Below are 25,054 nucleotides of genomic sequence, written 5' to 3' on the forward strand. Positions count from 1 at the left end.
GGCGGGTGCGTGCTTTGGTTGCTGGAACTGGTTTATTTGTACGTTTTGTGCCTAGCCTTGCGCGGATTTGGGTTCCCCGGTATTGCGGCCGCCGCGCTGGGCTCGGCTCTACAAGGGCATTACCGGCACTACCGGCATTCCAAGCAAGACCGGGCCCGGGCTCAGTCTTCCAGCATCTCCATCCACGCTGCTTCGGCCTGCTCCAGCTGCTGCGCCAGCACTTCACGTTCGCTGCCCAGCTTGGCCATTTTGGCCGCGTCGGCGTAGTTGGCCGAATCCGCCAGTTGCGCGTCCACCGCCGCCAGCGATGCGCCGAGCTGCTCGACCTTTTTCTCGGCCGCTTCCAGCTTGTGCGGGTTCACCGGCTTCTTGTTGGAAGCCGGCTTGGCCGGGGCAACCTGCGCAACCGGTGCGGCCGCAGGCTTTTCCTGGCGATCACTTTTGTTGCGTGAACCCTGCGCGCTGGCGCGGGTACGCAGCCACTGCGCGTACTCGTCCAGGTCACCGGCGAACGGCTCGACCACGCCATCGGCCACGCGCCAGAACGTGTCGCAGACCAGGCCGATCAGGTGGCGATCATGCGACACCATCACGATGGCGCCTTCAAACAAGGCCAGCGCCTCGGCCAATGCTTCGCGCATTTCCAGGTCAAGGTGGTTGGTCGGCTCGTCGAGCAGCAGCACATTGGGCTGCTGCCAGGCGATCAGCGCCAGCGCCAGACGCGCACGCTCGCCACCGGAGAAGCCATCCACCGTCTCGAACGCACGGTCACCGGGGAAATTCCACTTGCCGAGGAAATCGCGGAACGACTGGTTGACGCCATCGGGCGAGATTTCACGGAAGTGATCCATCGGCGTCATGCCGGCATGCAGCGATTCCACCGTGTGCTGGGCGAAGTAACCGATCTGCAGGTCCGGGTGGGCCATGCGGTCACCGCCAAGCAACGGCAGGTCGCCGACGAGTGATTTCACCAGCGTGGTCTTACCCGCACCGTTCGGCCCGAGCAGACCGACGCGCTGGCCGGCTTCCAGGCCGAAGCCGACGTTGTCCAGGATCACCGCGTCCGGGCCGTAACCAGCGGTGACGTCGTTGAGGCGGATCAGCGAGAACGGCAGCTTGGCCGGCGGCGAGAACTCGATACGGAACTCGCGCTCGGCGCGCACCGCTTCGGTGCCGGCCATCTTGGCCAGGCGCTTCATCCGGCTCTGCGCCTGGGTGGCCTTGCTGGCCTGCGCCTTGAAGCGGTCGATGAAGCTCTGCAGGTGGGCGCGCTCGGCCTGTTCCTTCTCGTGCGCGATCTGCTGCTGGCGCAGGTGCTCCGCACGCTGGCGCTCGAAATCGGTATAGCCGCCCGGATAGAGCTTGGCGCCGCCACCGTGCAGATGCAGGGTGTGGGTGGCGACGTTGTCGAGGAACTCGCGGTCATGCGAGATCAGCAGCAAGGTGCCCGGATACTTCAGCAGCCATTGCTCCAGCCAGTACACCGCGTCCAGATCCAGGTGGTTGGTCGGTTCGTCGAGCAACAGCAGGTCGCTGGGCATCATCAGTGCGCGCGCAAGGTTCAAGCGCGCGCGCCAGCCGCCGGAGAACGCCGACACCGGACGGTCGTGCGTCTCGGCCGGGAAGCCCAGGCCGTGCAGCAGCTTGCCGGCACGGGCTTCGGCGTCGTACGCCCCCAGCTCGGCCATCTTCTGGTGCGCATTGGCAACCGCTTCCCAATCCTCGCGCGCGGCCGCTGCGGCTTCTTCGGCCAGCACCGCGGCAACCACGTCGTCACCACCGAGCACGAAGTCGATGGCGCGGTCGGGCAGCGCCGGGGTTTCCTGGGCGACGTCCGCGATGCGGACCTTGCCGGGCAGCGAGACGTCACCCTTGTCGGCTTCCAGTTCACCACGCACGGCAGCAAACAGGCTGGATTTACCTGCGCCGTTACGGCCCACCACGCCCACGCGATAGCCGGCATGCAGGGTGAGGTCTACGTTGGACAACAGCAGGCGCTCGCCCCGGCGAAGGGCGAAATTACGAAGGGAAATCATGAATGGGTCCGTTATAACGAAAAGGAATGAGCATGTGAGCAGCATTCCTGCGACGTAATTCTAACGTTAACCAATACTTGACTCACGTCCTGTTATCGCACGCGCCTGAACGGCATTGCCTGACAAGGGCCAAGTACTCGCATTGCCAAATCGCCTTTGCTGAACTGAAAAAGCTTTCAAAAGCAACAATTTAGCTGCGTCATCCGGTTTGACACGAGGTAAAAATTCCATTAATTCGTTGATGGCGCACCGCAACAGCCGCGAACCCCACGCGCCGCCGATGCCGCCACTCAATACCGGAGCTGCAACCTGATGAATCGCACGTCCAGCACCCTCGCCGTCGCCATTGCCATCGCCCTTGGCGCCCCGGCCCTCCCCGCCTTCGCCCAGTCCGCCGCCAATACCCTGGATACCGTGATCGTCACCGGTACCCGCGTGGCCGACCGCACCGTGGCCGAATCGCAATCGCCGATCGACATCATCACCCCGGAAGCCCTGCAGTCCACCGGCACCGGCGAGTTGGCCACCGCGCTGTCGCGCGCCCTGCCCTCACTGAACTTCCCGCGCCCGGCCCTGACCGACGGCACCAGCGGCATCCGCCCGGCGCAGCTGCGCGGGCTGTCGCCTGACCAGGTGCTGGTGCTGGTCAACGGCAAGCGCCGCCACACCTCGGCAATGATCAACGTCAACGGCAGCATCGGCCGTGGTTCCTCCGCAGTGGACATCAACGCCATTCCGATCGCCGCCATCGAGCGCGTGGAAGTGCTGCGTGACGGCGCCTCGGCCCAGTACGGCTCGGACGCCATCGCCGGCGTGGTCAACATCGTGCTCAAGGGCAGCGGCAAGGGCGGCAGCCTGGCCGTGGACTACGGCCAGTATTCGGCCGGTGACGGCAACAAGTATCAGCTCTCCGGCGACACCGGCGTCAGCTTTGCCGATGGCCGTGGCAGCGTGCATTTCGCCGGCCAGGTCAGCCAGCAGGACGAAAGCAACCGCGCCGGCCCGTACCGCGGCACCACGCCGAACACCGGCAACTTCCCCGCCATCGGCGAGAAGACCTTCGTGGTCGGCGACCCGCGCGTGGATGCCACCGCCGCCTCGGCCAACGCCAGCTTCAACTTCAGCGACAACATCAGTGCCTACGCCAGCGCCCTGCTGAGCAACCGCGACATCACCTCGTTCGCGTTCTACCGCTCGCCCAACCACAGCGGCCAGACCGCGCTGCTGGCGCAGACCTATCCGGACGGCTACGTGCCGCAGATCAACCAGTACTCCAAGGACCGCTCGCTGGTGGCCGGCGTCAAGGGCAATACCGAGAGCGGCTGGACCTGGGATGTCAGCGTCAACCACGGTGAAAACACCCTGGATTTCCACACCCGCAACAGCATCAACTACAGCCTGGGTGTGAACAGCCCGACCTCGTTCTACGACGGCACGCTGAAGTACCAGCAGGACATCTTCAACGCCGACCTCACCAAGTCGCTGGATTGGGGCCTGGCCTACCCGGTCACGCTGTCCTTCGGCGGCGAGTACCGTCGTGAGAAGTGGGAACAGACCGCAGGCGAACTGAACTCCTATACCGGCAGCGGCGCGCAGGGCTTCGGTGGTTTCACCCCGACCAACGAAGTGCACAACGATCGCCACAACTACGCCGTCTATGCCGGTCTGGAAGCCGACCTGACCGAGAAGTTCTCCGCTGGCCTGACCGGTCGCTACGAGGATTACTCGGACTTCGGCGACAAGTTCTCCGGCAAGCTGTCGGCCCGCTACGCCTTCACCGACAAGGTCGCGCTGCGTGCCACCGCGTCCAGTGGTTTCCGCGCACCGTCGCTGGCCCAGCAGAGCTACCAGGCGGTCACCAGCACCATCATCAACGGCAACTTCGTTGACCGTGGCACCTTCCCCACCACCAGCCGTGCCGCACAAGCGCTGGGTGCCAGCCCGCTGAAAGCCGAAAGCTCCACCTCCTACAGCATTGGCCTGGTCGTGCAGCCGGTCGAGCGCCTGTACCTGACCGTCGATGCCTACCAGATCGATATCGACGACCGCATCGTGTTGTCCACCAACATCACCACCAACGCCGCCGCCAACGCGTTGTTGGCCGGACTGGGGCTGCCGCAGGTCACCGCGTTCTCCTACTTCACCAATGGCGTGGACACCCGTACCCGCGGTGTCGATGCGGTGTCCAGCTACACCATCCCGTTCACCGCCAGCAATCTGGAGCTGACCGCGGCCTACAGCTACAACGAGACCGAGGTGAAGAAGTTCATCGCCTCGCCGGCGGTGTTCGGCAGCCTGGGCATCACCCAGTCGCTGATCGGCCGCGACGAGATCGGTCGCATCGAGGACAGCTTCCCGCGTGACAAGGCCATCCTCAGCGGCACCTGGCGCTCGGACCGCTGGGAACTGGGCGTGTCAGCCACCCGTTACGGCAGCTTCACCGTACGCAACTCGGCCACGGCTGCCCGCGACCAGACCTATGGCGCCAGCTGGGTGGTGGATGCCTCGGCCAGCTTCAAGCCAAGCGAAAACTGGAAGTTGACCCTGGGCGCCGACAACCTGCTGGATCAGTACCCGGACCGCACCGTTGATCTGCAGAACTCCACCTGGGGCATGCTGCCGTACAGCAACTACTCGCCGTACGGTTTCAACGGCGCCTACGTCTACGGCCGTATCAGCTACACCTGGTAAAACCGGTTCGACGTCGTGAAAGGAAGATGCCCTGGGAAACCGGGGCATTTTTCTTTGGACCGCCTCAGCCAGCTTCCGGAAAGACCTTCGCGCAAAGGAAATCCACCAGCGCCCGCACCTTGGGCGACGGGTATTTGCTGGCCGGCCACAGCACGTTGAAGACACCGGCTCCACCCACCTGATCGACCAGGATCGGCTGCAGCAGCCCCGCTGCCAACGGCTCGCGGATGGCGAAATCCGGCAGGTAGGCAATCCCCAGCCCGCGCAACGCGAAGCACACGCGCGTCTCGATGTTGTTGCAGATCATCGAGGTCGGCAGTTGCAGCTCGGCCTCACCGGCAGCGCGTCGCAGCGCCCAGGTTTCCAGCTTGCCGCTGTTGGGGAAGCGATAGTGCAGGCAGCTGTGCTGCTCGAGATCGGCCGGTGTCTGCGGCACGCCGCGACGCGCCAGATACTCCGGCGAGGCGACCAACCGCATATGGAAGCTTCCAAGGCGACGCGCCGACAGACGTGAATCGGCCGGTTCGCCGGTGCGCACCACCGCATCGAAGCCTTCCTCGATGACATCGACCATGCGGTCGGTGAAATCCAGATCCAGCTCGATCTGCGGATACGCGCGCATGAATTCGCCCAGCACCGGCAGCATCAGCGAACTCACCAAGGGCAGGCTCACCCGCAGGCGTCCACGTGGCGCCGTGCTGGCCTGCGAGAGCTCCAGCTCGGCGGCATCGATCTCGGCCAGGATGCGGCGGCTGCGCTCCAGGAACAACGTGCCTTCGGCGGTGAGGGTCACGCTGCGGGTGCTGCGATGGAACAACCGCACCCCCAGCTTCTCTTCCAGCCGCGCCACGCTCTTGCCGATCGCCGAGGCCGATACCCCGAGCTCACGCCCTGCCGCAACGAAGCTGCGCGTCTCGGCCACCTGCACAAACACCACGAAGCCGTTGAGGCTGTCCATGATCCGCCGCCCGTTTGATTGCGGACATTTTATTCCGCGCATCACGGAACTGCAGCCTACTTTTTCTTCAATCGGGGGATTCCTATCGTCACCGCCTGCCCTTTCCATCGAGTCAGCCGCAATGACGATCCACGCGTTCCCCCTACCTTCAACTGCCACGCCTGAGCCGATTTTGGCTCCCATCCAGACCGTCGTGCAGCAGGCACTGGACGAACAACGCCTGGTCGGTGCAATGGTGCTGGTCGCCCGTGACGGCGCGTTGATCCACCGCCAGGCCAGCGGCCTCGCCGACCGCGCCAGCGCGCGTCCGATGAACCTGGATGCGGTGTTCCGGCTGGCTTCGGTCAGCAAGCCCATCGTTTCCGCTGCGGCCATGGTGTTGGTGGCACAGGGCAAACTTGACCTGGATGCCGGCATCGAACGCTGGCTGCCGGAGTTCCGGCCGCGATTGGCCGACGGCCGTCCCGCACGGATCAGCGCGCGGCAGTTGCTGAGCCATACCGCCGGTCTGGGTTACCGCTTTTTTGAAGCCGATGCTGACGGTCCGTATGCCCGGGCTGGCGTCTCCGATGGCATGGATGCCTCCGGCATCAGCCTGCAGGAAAACCTGCGGCGCATCGCCGAAGTACCGCTGCTCTACCAACCCGGCAGCGCCTGGGGCTACTCGCTGGCGACCGATGTGCTGGGTGCCTTGATCGAACGCATCCACGGCACCCCACTGCAACAGGCCATGCAGCAGCTGCTGACCGGTCCGCTGGGCATGGGCGATACCGGCTTCGTCGCCAGCGACCCACAACGCGTGGCAAGCGCCTATGTAAGCGACGCCCCGCAGCCACACCTGCTGGCCGAGGGTGAGATTGTTTCGCCCTTCGATGGCGCCATCGGCATCACCTACAGCCCGGCGCGCATCTTCGATGCGCAGGCCTTCCCTTCTGCGGGCGCGGGCATGGCCGGCACCGCCACCGATCTGCTGCACCTGCTGGAAACACTGCGTGCAGGCGGCAATGGTCTGCTGCCCGCCGAACTGATCACCGAAATGGCGCGCGACCAGACCGCGGGCCTGGAACTGCCCAGCGCACCGGGATTCGGCTTCGGCCTCGGCTTCTCGGTGCTGCGCGACCCTGCGCTGGCTGCCACACCGGAATCGCCGGGCACCTGGCGCTGGGGCGGTGCCTACGGCCACTCCTGGTTCGTGGACCGGGCACAGGGACTGAGCGTGGTGGCCTTCACCAACACCTTGTACGAAGGCATGTCAGGGCGCTTCGTCACCGAGCTGCGCGATGCAGTCTACGCTGCAGTGGAGCCACGTTGATGTGTGCCGCAAACTCTGCACGCCTGCCATTTGGCGCATTGCTGGCGCTGGCGCTGGCCGGCTTCATCACCATCCTCACCGAAGCCCTGCCGGCCGGCCTGCTGCCGCAGATGGCACGTGGCCTCGGTGTGTCCGAGGCATGGATAGGACAGACCGTGACGGTCTATGCGATCGGCTCGCTGCTGGCGGCGATTCCACTGACCAGCGCCACTCAAGGCGTGCGCCGTCGCCCGTTGCTGCTGGCGGCGATAGCCGGCTTCGCCGTCGCCAACACCGTCACCACGTTCTCCGGCAACTACGCACTGACGCTGCTGGCGCGCTTTCTCGCAGGTGTTTCCGCCGGTCTGCTGTGGGCCCTGTTGGCAGGCTATGCGGCGCGCATGGTCCCTGCGCATCAACAAGGCAAGGCCATTGCCATCGCGATGGTCGGCACGCCGCTGGCGCTGTCGCTGGGCGTGCCTGCCGGCACCTTGTTCGGCAATTTGTTGGGCTGGCGGATCTGTTTTGGCGCGATGAGTCTATTGGCGTTGGCGCTGATGCTGTGGGTGCGGTTCAAGGTGCCGGACTTCGCCGGCCAGCCGACAGACCAGCGCATGCCGCTGCGACAGGTACTGTCCATCGCCGGTGTACGCCCGGTGCTGTTCGTGGTGCTGGGCTTCGTGCTGGCACACAACATCCTCTACACCTACATCGCGCCATTCCTGGCCGAGGCTGGCATGGGTGAGCGCACCGACCTGGTGCTGCTGGTGTTCGGCATGACTTCATTGCTGGGCATCTGGATCGTCGGCGTACTGGTCGATCAGCACCTGCGCGCGCTGACGCTGGCCAGTACCGTGCTGTTCGGCGCGGCCGCATTGGCATTGGGGCTGGCCAGTGAGACGCCGCTGGTGGTCTACGCGGCGGTGGCGGTCTGGGGTGTTGCCTTTGGCGGTGCCGCGACGCTGTTCCAGACGGCGCTGGCGAAGACTGCCGGAGACGCCGCCGATGTCGCCCAATCCATGCTGGTCACTGCCTGGAACGCGGCAATCGCCGGTGGCGGCATCATCGGCGGCGCGTTGCTCGGGCGCTGGGGCGTCGGCGCCTTCGCCCCGGTGCTGCTGGTGTTGTTGCTTGCAACACTGATGGCTGTCTGGCGTGCCAGACGCCATGGATTTGCAGCTGCCGAGGCTTCGTCCGCTGCTGCCAAGGCGGCGCTGGACGGCCGCAGCGAGGCACAGCCATGAACAGGTCCAGCGCGCTGTTCTTCATCGCCTTGGGGCTGTTCGGGCTTTATGCCGTCGAGTTCAGCGTGGTCGGCATCCTGCCTGCCATCATCCAGCGCCACGGAATCAGCGTGGCCCAGGCCGGTTGGCTGGTCGCGCTGTTCGCAGCGGTGGTTGCATTGTGCGGGCCTGCGCTGGTGCTGTGGTTTGGTCGCTTCGACCGCCGCAAGGTGTTGGTGGCGTCGTTGCTGGTCTTCAGCCTGTGCAGCCTGCTGTCAGCCTGGGCACCCAGCTTCGCGGTATTGATGGCGCTGCGTGTGCCCTCTGCCCTGCTGCACCCGGTGTTCTTCTCGATGGCCTTTGCCTCTGCTGTCGCGCTCTACCCGCCGCAACGCGCAGCGCATGCCACTGCGCTGGCCTTCTCCGGCACCACATTGGGGCTGGTGCTGGGCGTGCCGGTGGCAAGCTGGGTCGGAGCAGCCTTGTCCTATGAGGCCCCGTTCCTGTTCTGCGCGGTGGTGAATCTTGCGGCCGCCATCGGTCTGTGGATCAAGCTGCCTGATGGGCGCGGAACAACACGGGCGATGCCCCCCGATCCGCTGGCTGTGCTGCGCCGGAGCAAGGTGTGGCTGTCGATCGCAACCGCAGCATGCGTGTTCGCCGCCATGTTTTCGGTCTACAGCTATGCGGCCGAATACCTCGCCCGCCAAGCCCAGCTGCACGGCGAAGCGATCAGCCTGCTGCTCGGCGTCTTCGGCGTGGGCGGCGTACTCGGTAATCTGTTGGCAGGCCGCGCCTTGGACCGCCAGCTCGGCTGGACCGTGCTGGCATATCCGGTACTGCTTGCGGCGGCCTATGCGGTACTGCTGCGCTTCGCCTCACCGGCGCTGGCCGGCATGTTGCCGATCTGCCTGCTGTGGGGTGCAGCCCACGCCAGCGGATTGATCGTCAGCCAGGTGTGGATGAGCTCGGCCGCGCCCGAGGCACCCGAGTTCGCCACCAGCCTGTATGTTTCCGCCGCCAACCTCGGCGTGGTGCTGGGTGCAGCGCTGGGCGGCAGTCTCATCGGCGTCCTGGGGATAGGCGGAATCATCTGGAGTGGCTGGCTGTTCGCCGCGTTGGCGGCTGCCACGGTGCTGGCGAGGAAGCCGTGGCAGGCCGTGCGTGCGACATGACGGGGGTATTGCGAGCGGCCTTCAAGGGGACCATCGCAACCCTCAATTCCAAAAAAATATCGGATATTTCCGGCATTTAGCCGCATGTACACCGTTAGCACCTTTAGAATCGGAGCATCCCCCACCCGACCCAGCGAGCCCTGATGCACCATGACACCGCCCTGATCAACATGATTGCCATCGGTTTGGGCCTGGCCTTCGTGCTCGGTGCCCTGGCCAACAAACTGCGGCTGTCGCCGCTGGTGGGCTATCTGATTGCCGGTGTCATCGTGGGGCCGTTCACGCCGGGCTTTGTCGCCGACCAGGCGCTGGCCAACCAGTTGGCCGAGATCGGCGTAATGCTGCTGATGTTCGGGGTTGGTTTGCACTTCTCGCTGAAGGACCTGATGGCGGTCAAGGCCATCGCCATTCCCGGCGCCATCGGCCAGATCCTGGTCGCCACACTGCTCGGTTGGGGCGTGGCCTCGCTGATGGGCTGGCCGCTGCTGCACGGCGTTATCTTCGGTTTCTCACTGGCCACTGCCTCCACCGTGGTACTGCTGCGGGCAATGGAAGAACGCCGCCTGCTGGAAACCAAGCGCGGCAAGATCGCGGTCGGCTGGTTGATCGTGGAAGACCTGGCCTGTGTGCTGGCACTGGTGATGATGCCGGTGATCGCCGATGTATTCGGCCCCGAGGCAAGCGGCAAGGAGTTGTCCATCGGCGGGCTGCTGGCCTCGATTGGCTGGACCTTCGTGCAGTTGGGCCTGTTCGTGGCGGTGATGCTGGTGGTCGGCCGCCGGGTGATTCCATGGGTGCTGGAGAAAGTGGCCGGCACCGGTTCACGCGAATTGTTCACCCTGTGCGTACTTGCCATTGCCTTGGGCGTGGCGTTCGGCGCAGCCGCCTTGTTCGGGGTCTCGTTTGCACTCGGCGCATTCTTCGCCGGCATGATGCTCAACGAGTCCGAACTCAGTCACAAGGCAGCCCATGATTCGCTGCCGCTGCGCGACGCGTTCGCGGTGCTGTTCTTCGTCTCGGTCGGCATGCTGTTCAACCCGATGATCATCGTCGAGCACCCCTGGCAGGTGCTGGCGACGGTGGTGATCATCATGTTCGGCAAATCGGCCGCCGCCTTCTTCATCGTCCGCGCGTTCGGCCACTCCAAGAGCACCGCGCTGACCATTTCCGCCTCGCTGGCGCAGATCGGTGAGTTCGCCTTCATCATTGCCGGCCTCGGCGTGGCGCTGAAGATCCTGCCGCCGACCGGGCAGTCGCTGGTGCTGGCCGGTGCGTTGGTGTCGATCATGCTCAACCCGGTGGTATTCGGCCTGCTCGACCGCTGGCAGGCGCGTCACAAGGAAACCACGCCGGTACCGGAAGCACCCGAAATCCCGCCGGGCCCGTCGCTGGACCTGCACGACCACGCCATCGTGGTCGGCTATGGCCGGGTTGGCAGCGAGCTTGCGCAGGTCCTGCGCGACCGCGGCGTGCCGGTGCTGGTGATCGACGACAACCGCGAGCATGTGGAACGTGCGCACGCTGCCGGTATTCCCGGCATCCGTGGTAGCGCTGCTTCGGACAAGGTGCTGGCCGAAGCGCATCCCGAGCGCGCGACGATTGCGGTGCTGGCCATCCCGCAGCCGCTGGAATCGGGCGAGGTGCTGGCCAAGCTGCGTGCCATCAACCCCAACCTGACCCTGCTTGCCCGCGCCCACAGCGACGCCGAGGTCAAGCATCTGCTCGACCACGGCGCCGATGGCACGGTGATGGCCGAGCGCGAGCTGGCCTATTCGCTGGCGGAGATGATCATGTCCACTCCGCCCTACCGCAGCCTGCGCCCGGGCATGCCTCAGCCTGCGGCCAGCGGCACGTAGACATCGGCGCGCAGGATGGCTTCGGGCACTTCTTCCGGGTCGTCGAGGAAGTGGTAGTGCAGCGGTACATCGCGCAGGGCGTGACCGCTGCCTGGCAACCAGTCGCGCAGCAGCTGGTCGGTGGCATCTTCCAGCAGCGAATAGCTGCCGACATGGCGCAACCGCGCCATGCGGCCGCCACCCAGGACCAGGCGCTGCAGTGATTCCGGCAGCACCGGCAATTCGGCATCCAGCGCGAGCGCGCAATCAAACAGCAGCTCTTCGGCAGGCACTTCCCGGTGATCGCCCAGCGGCATCCCGATCAGCTGCTGCAGCTGCTCGATCAGGCCCTGCTCTGCAGCCCAGCCGAACAACTCGCCGAACACGCCATCCAGATCATCAAAGGCTCCCTGCGCGCGCAGCGCCACCACTTCGAAGGGTTCCAGGGTGATGACTTCCACGCTCAGCGGCGCGGGCTTTTCGGCTGGCGGCAATGGCCGTGACAACTGCTCGATACTGGCGGCCAAGCGCTTGGGATCTTCCCGCAGCTCACTGGCGCTGGCATCCACGGTTTCGCGCAGCACCCGCGCCAAGGCCTGCGGGGTGTCGTAGCCGGCCAACAGTGCAATCTCGGTGACACTGGCATCGCTATGCGCCAGCCGCTGCAAGGCCTTGACCACGCGCAGCCGCTGCACGGTGCGGCCAATGGTTTCGCCAGTCAGCGCGCGATACACGCGGTGGAAGTGGAACGGCGAGTAATGGGCGATGGCCGCCAGTGCATCCAGGTCGGGCAATGGCCCACCGGCATCGATGCTTTGCTGCAGGCAGCTGATGACCCGGTCCAGGCGTGGCAACTGCGCGACATTGGCTTTCATTGCGGCATCTCCGTTTTAAGTGAGGCTATTGCAGCGCGCCTGCTCAGCGCTGGCGTTTCCGATCTTGCGCAAAACCTCAGCATCGGCACCGGGCAGGCGCGCCAGATGATCCTGCAGCAATACGATGGCCTGCCGCACCTTGGCCGGCTGGGTCTGCCGATGCGGGGTGACCGCCCAGACCGGCAGTGCCGGCACCTCCCATTCCGGCAACAGCCGCTGCAGGCTGCCGGATTCGAGCAGCGGTGCGGCATCCAGACTGGTCAACACCGCGACACCCAATCCCGCCTCGCACAGGCGCAGTACCGCCGGCTGGTTCTGGCTGGCGATGCGCGGGTGTGCGGGCACCAAGCGCTCCTCGCTGCTTTCGCGAAGTCGCCAGACCAAGCCCGGCACCTGCGGCATGCCCAGCCATTCGGCCGCTGGCACCTGCAACGGATCAGCGGGCAAGCCGTGCCGCTGCAGCCATGCCGGCGCCGCGCACGGCCAACGTTGCAGGCTGCCCAGGCGTTGCGCCATCCAGTCACTGTCCGGCAACTGGCCGAAGCGCAACGCAAGATCGATGCGCGCCTGCAGCAGATCGGTCCAGCCATCGTCGAAGAACAGGTGCAGGCGCAGCTGCGGGTTGTCCTGCAGCCAACCGCCCAAGGCAGGGCCGATGTGCGCGGCCATGCCCAGCGGCGCAGACAGGCGCAGCTCGCCGCTTGGGGCCTGGCGTGCGGCCGATAGTTCGGCCTCGGCCTCACCCGCCGCATCCAGCAGCCGCGCGCAGGCAGCGTAATAGCGACTGCCCACGTCGGTCAGCGCCAGCCGCCGGGTCGAGCGATGCAGCAAGGCCACACCAGCATCCTGCTCCAACGCACGTACCTGCTGACTCACCGCCGATGTACTCATGCCCAGTGCCCGCGCCGCCGCACTCATTGAACCGTGCTGCACCACCTGGGCAAACAAGGCCATCCGTTTGACGCTGTCCATGGGTCACCTCCGTGCCCCATTGTGAAGCACAGCTTCAAGGTGATTGTGATTTTTTGCGACTGCCGCCGACGCCGACTTGGGCGGACACTGGCCTCATTCCCCACCCCAAGGACGTTCCCATGAAAGTTGCCCTGATCGGTGCCACCGGCTTTGTCGGCAAGGCCGTACTCGAAGAACTGCTGAACCGCGGCCATGACGTGACCGCGCTGGTCCGTGATCCAGCCAAGCTGGAAGCGCGCCCGCAGCTGCAGGTGGTCAAGGCCGATGTGCGCAATGCCGATGAAGTGCGCGCCGCCGTTGCCGGCACCGATGCGGTGATCAGCGCCTATAACGCAGGCTGGGCCAACCCGGACCTGTACAACGAATTCCTGCGCGGCACCCGCGCGATCGTCGCCGGCACCAAGGCTGCGGGCGTGAAGCGTTACATCGTGATTGGTGGCGCCGGCAGCCTGTATGCGCCAGACGGTACCCAGCTGGTGGATTCACCCAACTTCCCGGCCGCGATCTATCCCGGTGCCAGTGCCGCACGTGATGCGCTGACCGAGCTGCGCAATGAGACGTCCTTGGCCTGGACCCAGCTGAGTCCGCCGGTTGCATTCCATCCGGGTAGTGCGACCGAGCGCACCGGCAGGTACCGGGTTGGTAGCGACACCCCCCTGAGCACTGGCGATGGCCCGGGCACGATCAGCGCCGCGGATCTGGCGGTAGCGGTAGTGGATGAGCTGGAAGCACCGCAGCATATTGGCAAGCGGTTTACGGTTGCTTGGTAAAAGCTGAAAGCTGCCCTCACCGCACCCCCTCTCCCGCAGGCGGGAGAGGGGCTAGTGCACTACGAGCGCCAGCAATGCGAGCCCCTCTCCCGCATGCGGGAGAGGGGGTGGGGTGAGGGCAGCTGTTGCTCCGCTTGTGCAGGCCTTGTTCGCCTATCAGGCCTTCGCCAACGCCTGCTCAAGATCCGCCAGCAAGTCATCGATATGCTCGATGCCCACCGACAGACGCACGGTATCCAGCGTCACTCCCGCCTTCTCCAACTCGGCCGCATCCAACTGCCGATGCGTGGTGGAAGCCGGATGCGTAGCCAGCGACTTGGCATCACCCAGGTTGACCAGCCGCGTAAACAGCTGCAATGCATCCAGGAAGCGCGCCCCGGCCTCACGCCCGCCCGGCAAGCCAAACGTCAGCACACCCGAGCCCTGCCCGCGCAGGTACTTCTGCACCAGCGCATGCTCCGGATGATCAGGCAATGCGGCGTAGTTCACCCAGGCGACTTTCGCGTGCTTCTGCAGGTAATTGGCCACGGCCAGCGTATTGCTGTTGATCCGGTCCATGCGCAGCGCCAGCGTCTCGATACCCTGCAGGATCTGGAACGCGTTGAACGGCGAGATCGCCGCGCCCATGTTGCGCAGCGGCACCACCCGCGCACGACCGATGAATGCCGCCGGGCCAAGTGCCTCGGTATAGACCACGCCGTGGTAACTCACGTCCGGCGTATTGAGGCGCGGGAAACGCTCCTTGTGCTCAGCCCACGGGAAACGACCCGAATCGACAATCGCGCCGCCAAGGCTGGTGCCATGGCCTCCGAGATACTTGGTCAATGAGTGCACGACGATATCGGCGCCGAAATCGAACGAGCGCTGCAGATATGGCGTAGCCACGGTGTTGTCGACGATCACCGGCACGCCATGGGCGTGGGCGATCTTGGCGATGGCTTCGATATCGGTGATGTTGCCGCGCGGGTTGCCGATCGACTCGACGAACACCGCCTTGGTGCGCTCATCGATCAAGGCAGCAAACGCCTGCGGATCGCGATAGTCGGCGAAACGGGTCTGGATGCCGAACTGCGGCAGCGTGTGCGCGAACAGGTTGTAGGTGCCGCCATACAGCGCGCTGGAGGCCAGGATGTTGTCACCGGCCTCGGCGATGGTCTGGATGGCGTAGGTGATCGCGGCCTGGCCCGAGGCCAGCGCCAACGCACCGATGCCGCCTTCCAATGCCGCGATGCGCTTTTCAAGCACATCGGTGGTCGGGTTCATGATGCGGGTATAGATATTGCCCTGCACCTTGAGGTCGAACAGATCGGCACCGTGCTGGGTGTCGTCAAAGGCGTAGGCAACGGTCTGGTAGATCGGCACCGCGACTGCGCGGGTGGTCGGATCAGGGGAATAGCCGCCGTGCACGGCGATGGTTTCAGGCTTCCACTGCGGGTCGGTCATCGGAGTGCTCGCTAAGGAGTGACCGCTGACGATAGCCGAGGATGGATGGCAACCGGTGGACGGTTGCAGGGGTTACTTGTGAGGGGGCGTTATTTGCTGATGCCTTTTTGAAGCGTGCATCTCTAGCCAGGAGCTTCCCCTCACCCCAACCCCTCTCCCGTAAACGGGAGAGGGGCTAATGCACTAGCCGCCGACACGATCCAAGCCCCTCTCCCGTTTACGGGAGAGGGGTTGGGGTGAGGGCAGCTTTTAAAGCACTTGAAGCTCCGGCGCTCAGCCCTTGCCAAACTGCAACTGGCCGCCACCGCCGGCTTCCACCTTGATGGTGTCGCCGCTGGCGAACTCGCCGGCCAGGATCTTCTGCGCCAGCGGGTTTTCCAGCTGGGCCTGGATCGCACGCTTCAACGGACGTGCGCCATACACCGGATCGAAGCCGACATTGCCCAGCACATCGAAGGCCGAATCCGACACCTCCAGGCGCAAACCACGCTCGCCCAGCCGCTTCTCCAGCCCACGCATCTGGATGCGTGCGATCTGCTTGATCTGCTCCTTGTCCAGCGGGTGGAACACGACGATGTCGTCCAGGCGGTTGATGAACTCCGGGCGGAAGTGCGCCTGCACCACGCCCATCACCGCGGCCTTCATCTGCGTATAGGCTTCCGGGCTGTCGTCGCCGCTCATGTCCTGGATCTGGTGCGAGCCCAGGTTCGAGGTCATCACGATGACGGTGTTGCGGAAGTCCACCGTGCGGCCCTGGCCGTCGGTCAAGCGACCGTCGTCCAGCACCTGCAGCAGGATGTTGAACACATCCGGATGCGCCTTCTCCACTTCATCCAGCAGGATCACGCTGTACGGGCGACGACGCACCGCCTCGGTCAGATAGCCACCTTCTTCGTAACCCACATAACCCGGGGGTGCACCGATCAGGCGCGACACGCTGTGCTTCTCCATGAACTCACTCATGTCGATGCGCACCATCGCGTCGGGCGAGTCGAACAGGAAGTCGGCCAGCGCCTTGGTCAGCTCGGTCTTGCCGACGCCGGTCGGGCCCAGGAACAGGAACGAACCACTCGGACGGTTCGGGTCCGACAGGCCGGCACGCGAGCGCCGCACCGCGTCAGAGACCACGCGGATCGCTTCTTCCTGCCCAACCACGCGGTTGTGCAGCATGTCTTCCATGCGCAGCAGCTTGTCACGCTCGCCTTCGAGCATCTTGCTGACCGGAATACCGGTCCAGCGCGAGACGACCTCTGCGATTTCCTCGTCGGTCACCCTGTCCTGCACCAGCTTGAAGTCCTTGCGCTCCATTTCCTGCGCGGCGTGCAGCTGCTTCTCCAGGTTGGGCAGCAGGCCGTACTGGATCTCGCTCATCTTTGCGAAATCCTGGCGGCGCTGGGCGGCCTCCAGATCGAGCTTGGCCTTTTCCACCTGCTCCTTGATCTTGGTCGCGCCCTGCAGCGCAGCCTTCTCCGACTTCCAGATTTCATTGAGGTCGGAGAACTCACGCTCCAGCGTGTCGATGTCGGCTTCCAGATCGGCCAGGCGCTTGCGCGAGGCGTCGTCCTTTTCCTTCTTCAGCATCTCGCGCTGGATCTTGAGCTGGATCAGACGACGTTCCAGACGATCAAGCTCTTCCGGCTTGGAGTCGATCTCCATGCGGATGCGCGAAGCGGCCTCGTCCATCAGGTCGATGGCCTTGTCCGGCAGCTGCCGGTCGGTGATGTAGCGGTTGGACAGCGTCGCAGCCGCAACCACCGCAGGGTCGGTGATCTCCACGCCATGGTGCACCGCGTAGCGTTCCTTCAGGCCACGCAGGATGGCAATCGTGTCCTCGACCGTTGGCTCACCGACAAACACCTTCTGGAAGCGGCGCTCCAGCGCGGCATCCTTCTCGATGTACTGGCGGTACTCGTCCAGGGTGGTGGCGCCGATGCAATGCAGTTCGCCACGCGCAAGCGCGGGCTTGAGCATGTTGCCCGCATCCATCGCACCGTCGCCCTTGCCGGCGCCGACCATGGTGTGCAGTTCGTCGATGAACAGGATGATCTGGCCTTCGTTCTTGGACAGGTCATTGAGCACGGCCTTCAAGCGCTCTTCGAACTCGCCGCGGAACTTGGCACCGGCAATCAGCGCGCCCATGTCCAGCGACAGCACGCGCTTGCCGCGCAGGCCCTCGGGCACTTCGTCGTTGATGATGCGCTGGGCCAGGCCTTCGACAATCGCGGTCTTGCCCACGCCGGGTTCACCGATCAGCACCGGATTGTTCTTGGTACGGCGCTGCAGCACCTGGATGGTGCGGCGGATCTCCTCGTCGCGGCCAATCACCGGGTCGAGCTTGCCGCTTTCGGCACGCGCGGTCAGGTCGATGGTGTACTTTTCCAGCGCCTGGCGCTGTTCTTCGGCGTTTTCGCTTTGCACGGTTTCTCCACCGCGCAGCTTGTCGATCGCGGCCTTTACTTTGTTTTTATCAGCACCAGCAGCACGCAGGGCCATGCCGGCCGGGCCGCCATCGTCCACTGCCGCCAGCAGGAACCATTCGCTGGCGATGAACTGGTCGTTGTGCTGCTGGGCCAGCTTGTCGGTGTTGTTGAGCAGGCGATTGAGATCGTTGCCCATCGACAGGCTGCCGGCCTGGCCGGACACCTTGGGCAGTGCATCCAGCGCCTCGGTCAGCCGCTCGCGCAGCACTGGCACGTTGACGCCGGCCTGGGCCAGCAAGGGCCGGCTGCTGCCACCGGGCTGATCAAGCAGCGCGCTGAGCACATGTACCGGTTCGATGATGTTGTTGTCGCGACCGACCGCCAGGGACTGCGCGTCGGACAGCGCCTTCTGGAAGTTGGAGGTGAGCTTGTCCATCCGCATGGGTCTTCTTCCTCAAAGTTGGGGGCCAGCATTGCTGGCGATACTGATTCAGATGCGGTTGCAACGGCGTGATTCAAGGGTGAATGTGGCCCTTGTTCAGCTGCAATCGCAATCCCGCTCCAGTATCACCAGCCGCGGTGGTCGCAACCTTGATCCAACGCAAGCGGCAGCACTACTCAGCCGTGCGTGATCGCCGCGCGCAGCGCCCGCAGCTGCTGCTTCACCGCCTGTTGCTGCCTGGCATCCATACGCAGCAAGGCTTTCTGCCCGATGGACAGTGATTGCAGGGCCGGGTCGACAAAGCGATAGCGGCCCTTGCCATCCGGCTCCACCGCCAGCGGACGGGCCGGCTCGGGGGTCTGCAACAGGTGGTCGATCACCGCCACCAGCCTGTCGTTGAAATGGCCGTCGGGATGGCCGATATCGCGGTAGGCCTGCTGCAGCAGCGGGTAGAAGCGCTTGTAGGCGACCGCCACGGCACCCGCATCGGCGCGAACGAAGGCATCCACGTAGGGCGCGTAGCGCGCGGCATTGGCGGCCGCCAACTGCTCACCGCCAGCACTGCCCTGCTCTACCTGCAGCGCGCCTGGCAACGGCCGCAGCGCCATCGCCGCACCGGGCAGACTGGGCTGGGTCAGATTATCCACATGTACCACCACGCGCTGGATCAGCTGCTCGCGCAGCAGCACGGCCAAGGCATCTGCAGGAAACAATCCGTTCAAGGCCTGCCAGCTGGAGGCATCGCTGTCGGCCAGGGCCGGCAAGGCCGGGTCGGCAGCCACGTCGAGCGGATATTTCGGCTCGGCCGCTGGTTGAGGCGTAGCCGGCGGTTGGATGGCCGGTGCCGCCGGGCTATCCCCCAGCGGAGCAACAGCTGGTGTTGCCTGCCGCAACTGCGCCACGTCATCACGGAACAACCACCAGCCAATGCCGCCAATCGCGACGACGCCAACCACGGCCCAGGGCCACACTGCTTTGCGCTTCTGCATCACTTGCACCTTTATTGCATGTGATGGTGTGACCCTGTTTATCCCGCGGGGTTCCCCTGCGGTTCAAGCCTCATGCATCAACGCTGTTTCTGCAGCGACATCAGGCCGATCACGACCGCCAGTACCGCGTAGGCAGCGGTCACCTGCAAGGTGATGGCCTGGCGCAGGCCTTCCAGCTGCCACGGCAGATAGATGCCGCCGCGCGGATCGGTGGAATGAATCACGCCGAACGCACTCAGCGCGGCAGCCACGAACAGCAGACTCACCGCCACACCAGCGCGCCGCTCGATCAAGGCCACCAGTGCTGCCGCCCAGATCATCGCGCTGATGATGAAACCATTGCCAAGCAACTGCAGCGTGGCCACATCCGACAGGCCATGGCCGTCGACCGCCGCATACAGTGCTGCGGCCGCATCGGGCGCCACCCAGGTGCCGAACTTGATATTGATCAGGTAGGCAATCGCCGGCAGGAAGGCCAGTGCGACCGCGATCGCGTGCTCACGCTTGGTCTGCTGGAAGGCCTGCACGGTGATGTCCAGGCCGACAAACACAATGATCGGTGCCAGCACCGCCACCGGCAGCCATTGCACCAGCCCAGCAACTACACCGAGCATGCCGCCGATGCCGATGAACAGACCGGTCAACAGCGTGTAACCGGTGCGTGCGCCCAGGCGTTTGTAGGCCGGCTGACCGATATACGGCGTGGTCTGCGCGACGCCGCCGCAGACGCCAGCGATCAGCGTGGCGATGGCCTCGACCAGCAGGATGTCGCGGGTGCGGTAATCGTCACCGGCGGCGCGTGCACTCTCCGCCACGTTGATGCCCCCCACCACCATCAGCAAGCCGAACGGCAGCAGCAGCGACAGGTACGGCACGGTCAACGGCAGGCCTTCGACGAAGCCCAGCGTCGGCAGCGGCAAGGCCACGGCGAAGGAGATGGCCGGCGGCCACTGGAAGCCAGTCAGTGCACCCGCCGCGCCCAGCCCGTAATACAGCACCACACCAACCAGCAGCGCGAACAGCACGCCCGGCAAACGCAGCGGCACCACGCCGCGCGCAACCAATACATAGAGCAGCACGCCCAGCGTGACCAAACCGACCAGCGGCTGGCGCATGCTCTCGATCAGCGGCAGGAAGCCGAGCAAGGTCAGCGCCGCACCACCGATCGAACCGAGCAACGCCGCACGCGGCACATGGCGGGTAACCGCATCACCGGCGAAGGACAGCACCAGCTTGAGCAGGCCCATCACCACCAGCGAAGCCATGCCCAGCTTCCAGGTCGCCATCGCCGCGGCCTGCGGGTCCATCCCCAACTGCTTGAAGCCGACGAAGGCCGGGCCCAGCACCAGCAGCGCCATGCCGATGCTGGTCGGTGCATCCAGGCCCAGCGGCATCGCGGTGACGTCATCACGGCCAGTGCGGGCAGCCAGGCGGCGCGCCATCACCGTGTACATCAGGTTGCCGATCAGCACACCGAACGCGGTGCCCGGGAACATGCGGCCGAACACCACATCGGCCGGGAACTGGAAGATGCCGACCAGCGCCATCGCGATGAAACCGAGGATCGACAGGTTGTCGACCACCAGGCCGAAGAAGCCATTGAGATCGCCGGCGACGAACCAACGTGGGCGGGATGCGGATGCAGAAGAATTCATGGGGGATATCGTCAGGAAAGCGGAGCGATGGTAACGCTGGAAAAATGCGTGCGGATGGAACAGATCATTCGTTCGTGGGCAGCTTCACCCAGCCCTGCACCGAGCCACGATGGGGATTGCGGTAGCGCAACTGCAACCAGCCATCGGCTTCGTCCAGCAGCTCGACGCGGTCGCCCTTGAGCAGGTAGCGCTTGGTGGCGGTGTCGCCAGCCCGGCCGTACAGCAGCAGCTTGTCCGGCACCACCGACGCGCTGCGGCCTGCCATCGGTGCGTCTTCCAGCGGCGGATCGAAGGCATTCCAGATGGCGGTTTCGAGCCGCTTGCCTGCGGCATCCCAGGTGCTCCAGACCGTGAGGATCTCCGCATCTTCCACTTCAGCCAGCGTCAACACCTGCGCGAGCGCTTCGGTGTCGAGGAAGGCGTTGCGCATCGATCGGTACAGGTAGACCCTGTCGCCCTCAAAGCGGTAGATATCGCTGTACCACATCGGCCCGCTGCGACAGCTGCTGCTCAACGTGCGTGTGGCCGGGTCCGGGGTCAGCGACCAGAAGCCTTCGCAGCTGATCTCCGGGCCCTCAGGTGCTGCCAACGCGCGGAACTGGCCACTGGCCGGCTCGTACAGGTAAACCGTGACCGATTCGTTGACCTGGCCCAGCGTGGCACTGGAATCCAGGTCCTGATAGCCGTCGAAGTTGTAGTCCGCGTGGCCCAGGCGCGTGCCGCCGCCTTCCTCGTTCGTGGACGCTGGCAACACCTGCCGCGCCGATGCGCGGTTGCTGGCCACCTCCACGCTGCCATCGCCGAGCAAGCGCGCATGCGCGCTCACGCCGGCTGCGACCTCGAAGCGGATCTCGCTGTCATCTGCCGCGAACGCTGGCGCTGCCAGCAGCGAAAAAGCTGCAAGCAGCAGACCATGGGTGGCAAAGCGGCAGCGGGACGTGGATATCAGGGGCGTCATCTAGAAGCTCATCTGCGGTTGGAGGCTGCCCGCAGGCTAGCCGATCCAGTGCGGATCAGAACGAAACCTCGACCGGCTGCCGCGACCACAGCACCGACTGGTGCCTGGTGGCCTGCTTCCATGCCAGACGGATGGCTTCGATGTCGTTGCGACGTTGCGGGCTGTCCTCATGCAGGATCACCAACACCTTGGTGCGCAGTCGGTTGGGCTCGGGTGCGCCGCGGAACAGCCACTGGCCGTAGGCATCGAACACGGTCAGTCCGTCCGGGAAGCGCGGCGTGACTTCCTTGTCGAGGAAGGCGCGCCATTGCGCTTCGCTGATCACATCGGTCTGCTCACGTGCCGATGGCCCGGTTTCCTCGCCGACGCCGAAATACAGCTCGCTGCGCACCCAGCCAGCGGCTTCGGCCGGTCGCGCGGCATCGCCGTGCAGTTGGGCGCTCGGCGCCGGCTCCGCAGCAGGTGGGACAGCATTGGCACTGGCGGCAACAGCAAACAGCAGGGGCAACAGGACAGCGTGCAACTTCATGGAAAACCTCCGGGCAGGAACGACACGGTGGCATCCAAGGCACCGCAGGGGATATCGCGTTTGGTTATCAGCCAATTGCCAGCGGGACTTGCATCCCTGGTGGCGTTAACGCGAAGATAATATATCGCTTCATCCGGATGGATGTAAGTCTTGACGTCACCTGCAATCCATCCTGCGCCTTCCCACGTCTTTGCCCTTCCCCATCGTTTTCTGGAGTTTCCATGTCCCGCCCCACCTCGGCCCCGCTAGGCCTGGCCATCGCGCTGGCGCTGTCTTCCCCCGCTTTTGCCCAAGACGCCCAGCAGGCCACCAATCTGGACACGGTGATCGTCACCGGCACCCGCGCGGTCGACCGCACCGTGCTGGAATCCACCTCGCCGGTGGACGTGCTCAGTGCCGAGGACATCCGCAAGGCCGGCGTGGTCAACGGTGAGCTGGGCAGCGCGTTGCAGGCGTTGCTGCCCTCGTTCAACTTCCCGCGTCAGTCCAATTCCGGTGGCGCTGACCACATCCGCGCCGCACAGCTGCGCGGCCTGTCGCCCGACCACGTGCTGGTGCTGATCAACGGCAAGCGCCGCCATAACAGCGCCCTGGTCAATACCGACAGCAAGATCGGCAAGGGCACCACGCCGGTCGATTTCAATGCCATCCCGGTCAGCGCGATCAAGCGTATCGAGGTGCTGCGCGACGGTGCCGGCGCGCTGTATGGCTCCGATGCGGTAGCCGGTGTGATCAACGTGATCCTCGACGACGCCCCGGAAGGCGGCGCCATCGAAGCCAGCTTCGGCGCGCACCACACCGACCTCAAGCCGATCGACCGCACCCTGACCGATGGCCAGACCAGCTTCTTCAGCGCCAAGGTCGGCACCGCCCTGACCGACAACGGCGGTTTCCTGCGCGTCGGCCTGGAACTGAAGAACCGCGAAGCCACCAACCGCGCCGGATTCGACCAGATTCCGCCGTGGGAAGCGCAGACCCCGGACAATCTGGCCCTGGCCGGCAAACGCAATTATTCGCTGGGCGACGGCGCCAGCAAGGACCTCAACGCCTGGTTCAATGCCGAAATTCCGTTCGGCACTGCCTCCAAGGCCTATGCCTTCGGCACCTACAACCAGCGCGATACCGAAGGCGCCAATTACTTCCGTTACCCGGATGGCGAAGCCAACTGGAAGGAGCTGTACCCGAACGGCTACCGCCCGATCTCCGAAGGCGAGAACCTGGACGTGCAGCTGGTGGCCGGTGCCCGTGGCGAACTGGGCGACTGGAACTACGATGCCAGCCTCGACCATGGCCGCAACGAGTTCACCTATCGCCTGCGCAACTCGCTCAACGCCTCGCTCGGCCCAAGCAGCCCAACCAGCTTCAAGACTGCCGATTTCAGCTTCGCCCAGACCGTGGCCAACCTCGATTTCGGACGCATCTTCGTGCGTGCCAACGACAGCCACAGCCTTGGCTTCGGCATCGAAGGCCGCCATGAGCGTTATGAAACCGGTGCCGGTGACCCGGCCAGCTACGCCGCCGGCCCGTATACCGACCGCCCGACCGGCTCACAGGCCGGCGGTGGCCTGACCCCGCAGGACGAGGCCGATCTGTCGCGCGATGTGTTCAGTGCCTACACCAGCCTGTCCTCAACCTTCGGCGAGAAGTTCTCCACCGATATCGCCGCACGCTACGAGCATTACGAGGACTTCGGCGGCGAACTGACCGGCAAGATCGGTGCGCGCTATGCATTTGCACCGGCATTCGCGCTGCGCGGTTCGGTCTCGAACAACTTCCACGCGCCGTCGCTGAGCCAGATCGGCTACGAATCCACTTCAACCGGGTATACCGCCGGTGGCCAGCTGGTGCAGGGCCGCCTGTTGTCGGTCAACAATCCGATCGCACGCGCACTGGGCGCCAGCGACCTGAAGCCGGAGAAGTCGATCAACTACAGCCTCGGTTTCACCAGCCAGATCGGCAGCCACTTCGACCTGTCGCTGGACCTGTTCCAGATCGATATCGATGACCGTATCGCACTGTCGGAAAGCATCACCGGCGATGCACTGACCGATTTCGTGCAGCAGCAGTTCGGCATCGCGGGGCTGGAAAGCGCGCACTACTTCGTCAACGCCGCCGATACACGCACCCGCGGCGCCGAGTTCGTTGGCAACTGGCGGCAATCACTGGGTGATGGCGAGCTGCTGTTGACCGGCACCTGGAGCTACGCCAAGACTGAGTTGAAGAATGTCGTCGCCACGCCATCGCAGCTGCTGGCACTGAACCCGGACTACGTGCTGTTCGGCGTGGAAGAGAGCAATACGCTGACCGACGCCGCGCCGCGTACCCGTGCACAGTTCGCCGCGAGCTGGGCCAATGACAGCTGGTCGTTGAGCAGCCGCTTGAGTCGTCATGGCAGCGCCAAGCGCGTCTTCGATTTTGGTGGCGGCTACGTCCCCACCCAGACCTATCAGGCCGAATGGCAGCTGGATGCGGAAGTCGAGTACCGCATCACGCCGCAGTGGAGCGTGGCGATCGGCGGGCAGAACCTGACCGACAACTACCCGGACAAGTCCAACGAAGACATCTACTACTTCGGCAACCTGCCGTATGACGTGCTGTCGCCGATTGGCAGCAACGGTGCCTATTGGTACGGGCGGGTGCGGTTTACGTTCTGATTGGGGTGCGACGGGTGAGAGATTGCTTGTTAGAAGCTTCCCCTCACCCCAACCCCTCTCCCGTGAACGGGAGAGGGGCTTGGATTGCTTGAACTCGTAGTGCACTAGCCCCTCTCCCGTTCACGGGAGAGGGGTTGG

General features: G+C 64.8%; 17 protein-coding genes. 7 read left to right on the plus strand and 10 right to left on the minus strand.

Translation table 11 applies throughout. The features are described from left to right. Positions 1 to 161 precede the first annotated feature (161 nt). Positions 162 to 2,036: an ABC-F family ATP-binding cassette domain-containing protein gene (locus ACVOL0_RS09895; RefSeq protein ID WP_481548937.1), complete on the minus strand. Its 1,875-nt coding sequence runs from the start codon at positions 2,034 to 2,036 to the stop codon at positions 162 to 164. Positions 2,037 to 2,348: 312 nt separating this feature from the next. On the opposite strand from ACVOL0_RS09895, the gene ACVOL0_RS09900 reads away from it, so the two are divergent. Then, on the plus strand, positions 2,349 to 4,727 hold the full coding sequence (locus ACVOL0_RS09900; protein WP_481548938.1) for a TonB-dependent receptor plug domain-containing protein: 2,379 nt from the start codon (positions 2,349 to 2,351) through the stop codon (positions 4,725 to 4,727). A 64-nt stretch (positions 4,728 to 4,791) separates the two neighbouring features. Here the strand turns inward: ACVOL0_RS09900 and ACVOL0_RS09905 are convergent, their stop codons facing one another. Further along, complete coding sequence (locus ACVOL0_RS09905; protein WP_481548939.1) at positions 4,792 to 5,685, minus strand: LysR family transcriptional regulator; 894 nt, start codon at positions 5,683 to 5,685, stop codon at positions 4,792 to 4,794. Positions 5,686 to 5,806: 121 nt separating this feature from the next. On the opposite strand from ACVOL0_RS09905, the gene ACVOL0_RS09910 reads away from it, so the two are divergent. From ACVOL0_RS09910 to ybaL, 4 genes are all read left to right on the plus strand, one after another. Then, positions 5,807 to 6,997 carry a serine hydrolase domain-containing protein gene (locus tag ACVOL0_RS09910; RefSeq protein WP_481548940.1) on the plus strand — a complete coding sequence of 397 codons (1,191 nt, stop codon included), beginning with the start codon at positions 5,807 to 5,809 and terminating at the stop codon, positions 6,995 to 6,997. Beyond that, on the plus strand, positions 6,997 to 8,220 hold the full coding sequence (locus ACVOL0_RS09915; protein WP_481548941.1) for an MFS transporter: 1,224 nt from the start codon (positions 6,997 to 6,999) through the stop codon (positions 8,218 to 8,220). The genes ACVOL0_RS09910 and ACVOL0_RS09915 overlap by 1 nt, the downstream gene beginning before the upstream one ends. Then, positions 8,217 to 9,374: an MFS transporter gene (locus tag ACVOL0_RS09920; protein WP_481548942.1), complete on the plus strand. Its 1,158-nt coding sequence runs from the start codon at positions 8,217 to 8,219 to the stop codon at positions 9,372 to 9,374. The genes ACVOL0_RS09915 and ACVOL0_RS09920 overlap by 4 nt, the downstream gene beginning before the upstream one ends. Positions 9,375 to 9,517: 143 nt before the next feature. Further along, entirely contained in the window at positions 9,518 to 11,230 is a 1,713-nt protein-coding gene (gene ybaL / locus ACVOL0_RS09925) for a YbaL family putative K(+) efflux transporter (RefSeq protein ID WP_481548943.1), read from the plus strand. Here ybaL and ACVOL0_RS09930 read toward each other — a convergent pair. Both ACVOL0_RS09930 and ACVOL0_RS09935 read right to left on the minus strand, forming a co-directional pair. Continuing rightward, on the minus strand, positions 11,206 to 12,084 hold the full coding sequence (locus ACVOL0_RS09930) for an AraC family transcriptional regulator (protein ID WP_481548944.1): 879 nt from the start codon (positions 12,082 to 12,084) through the stop codon (positions 11,206 to 11,208). The two genes, ybaL and ACVOL0_RS09930, sit on opposite strands and share 25 nt — an antisense overlap. Positions 12,085 to 12,099: 15 nt before the next feature. After that, a complete protein-coding gene (locus tag ACVOL0_RS09935; RefSeq protein WP_481548945.1) occupies positions 12,100 to 13,056 on the minus strand; it encodes a LysR family transcriptional regulator in 957 nt (318 codons plus the stop codon). Between the two features lie 119 nt (positions 13,057 to 13,175). Between ACVOL0_RS09935 and ACVOL0_RS09940 the strand changes: the two genes are divergently transcribed. Beyond that, on the plus strand, positions 13,176 to 13,826 hold the full coding sequence (locus ACVOL0_RS09940) for an NAD(P)-dependent oxidoreductase (RefSeq protein ID WP_481548946.1): 651 nt from the start codon (positions 13,176 to 13,178) through the stop codon (positions 13,824 to 13,826). A 156-nt stretch (positions 13,827 to 13,982) separates the two neighbouring features. Here the strand turns inward: ACVOL0_RS09940 and ACVOL0_RS09945 are convergent, their stop codons facing one another. The 6 genes from ACVOL0_RS09945 to ACVOL0_RS09970 all read right to left on the minus strand — a co-directional run bounded on the left by ACVOL0_RS09945 (position 13,983) and on the right by ACVOL0_RS09970 (position 22,262). Then, entirely contained in the window at positions 13,983 to 15,269 is a 1,287-nt protein-coding gene (locus ACVOL0_RS09945) for an O-acetylhomoserine aminocarboxypropyltransferase/cysteine synthase family protein (protein WP_481548947.1), read from the minus strand. Positions 15,270 to 15,542: 273 nt separating this feature from the next. Further along, complete coding sequence (gene clpB / locus ACVOL0_RS09950) at positions 15,543 to 18,131, minus strand: ATP-dependent chaperone ClpB (RefSeq protein ID WP_481548948.1); 2,589 nt, start codon at positions 18,129 to 18,131, stop codon at positions 15,543 to 15,545. A 176-nt stretch (positions 18,132 to 18,307) separates the two neighbouring features. Continuing rightward, positions 18,308 to 19,120, minus strand: coding sequence for a DUF3014 domain-containing protein (locus tag ACVOL0_RS09955; RefSeq protein ID WP_481548949.1), 813 nt, complete (start codon positions 19,118 to 19,120; stop codon positions 18,308 to 18,310). Positions 19,121 to 19,197: 77 nt separating this feature from the next. Beyond that, positions 19,198 to 20,775 (minus strand): hypothetical protein, encoded by a 1,578-nt coding sequence (locus ACVOL0_RS09960; RefSeq protein WP_481548950.1) that lies wholly within the window; start codon positions 20,773 to 20,775, stop codon positions 19,198 to 19,200. 64 nt (positions 20,776 to 20,839) lie between these two features. After that, positions 20,840 to 21,733 carry an XAC2610-related protein gene (locus tag ACVOL0_RS09965; protein ID WP_481548951.1) on the minus strand — a complete coding sequence of 298 codons (894 nt, stop codon included), beginning with the start codon at positions 21,731 to 21,733 and terminating at the stop codon, positions 20,840 to 20,842. Positions 21,734 to 21,788: 55 nt separating this feature from the next. After that, positions 21,789 to 22,262, minus strand: a complete 474-nt coding sequence (locus ACVOL0_RS09970) for a DUF3574 domain-containing protein (RefSeq protein ID WP_481548952.1) — start codon at positions 22,260 to 22,262, stop codon at positions 21,789 to 21,791. Positions 22,263 to 22,483: 221 nt separating this feature from the next. Between ACVOL0_RS09970 and ACVOL0_RS09975 the strand changes: the two genes are divergently transcribed. After that, positions 22,484 to 24,916 (plus strand): TonB-dependent receptor plug domain-containing protein, encoded by a 2,433-nt coding sequence (locus tag ACVOL0_RS09975; protein ID WP_481548953.1) that lies wholly within the window; start codon positions 22,484 to 22,486, stop codon positions 24,914 to 24,916. The last annotated feature ends 138 nt before the right edge of the window (positions 24,917 to 25,054 follow it).

Source organism: Stenotrophomonas sp. STEN021 (assembly GCF_056760175.1).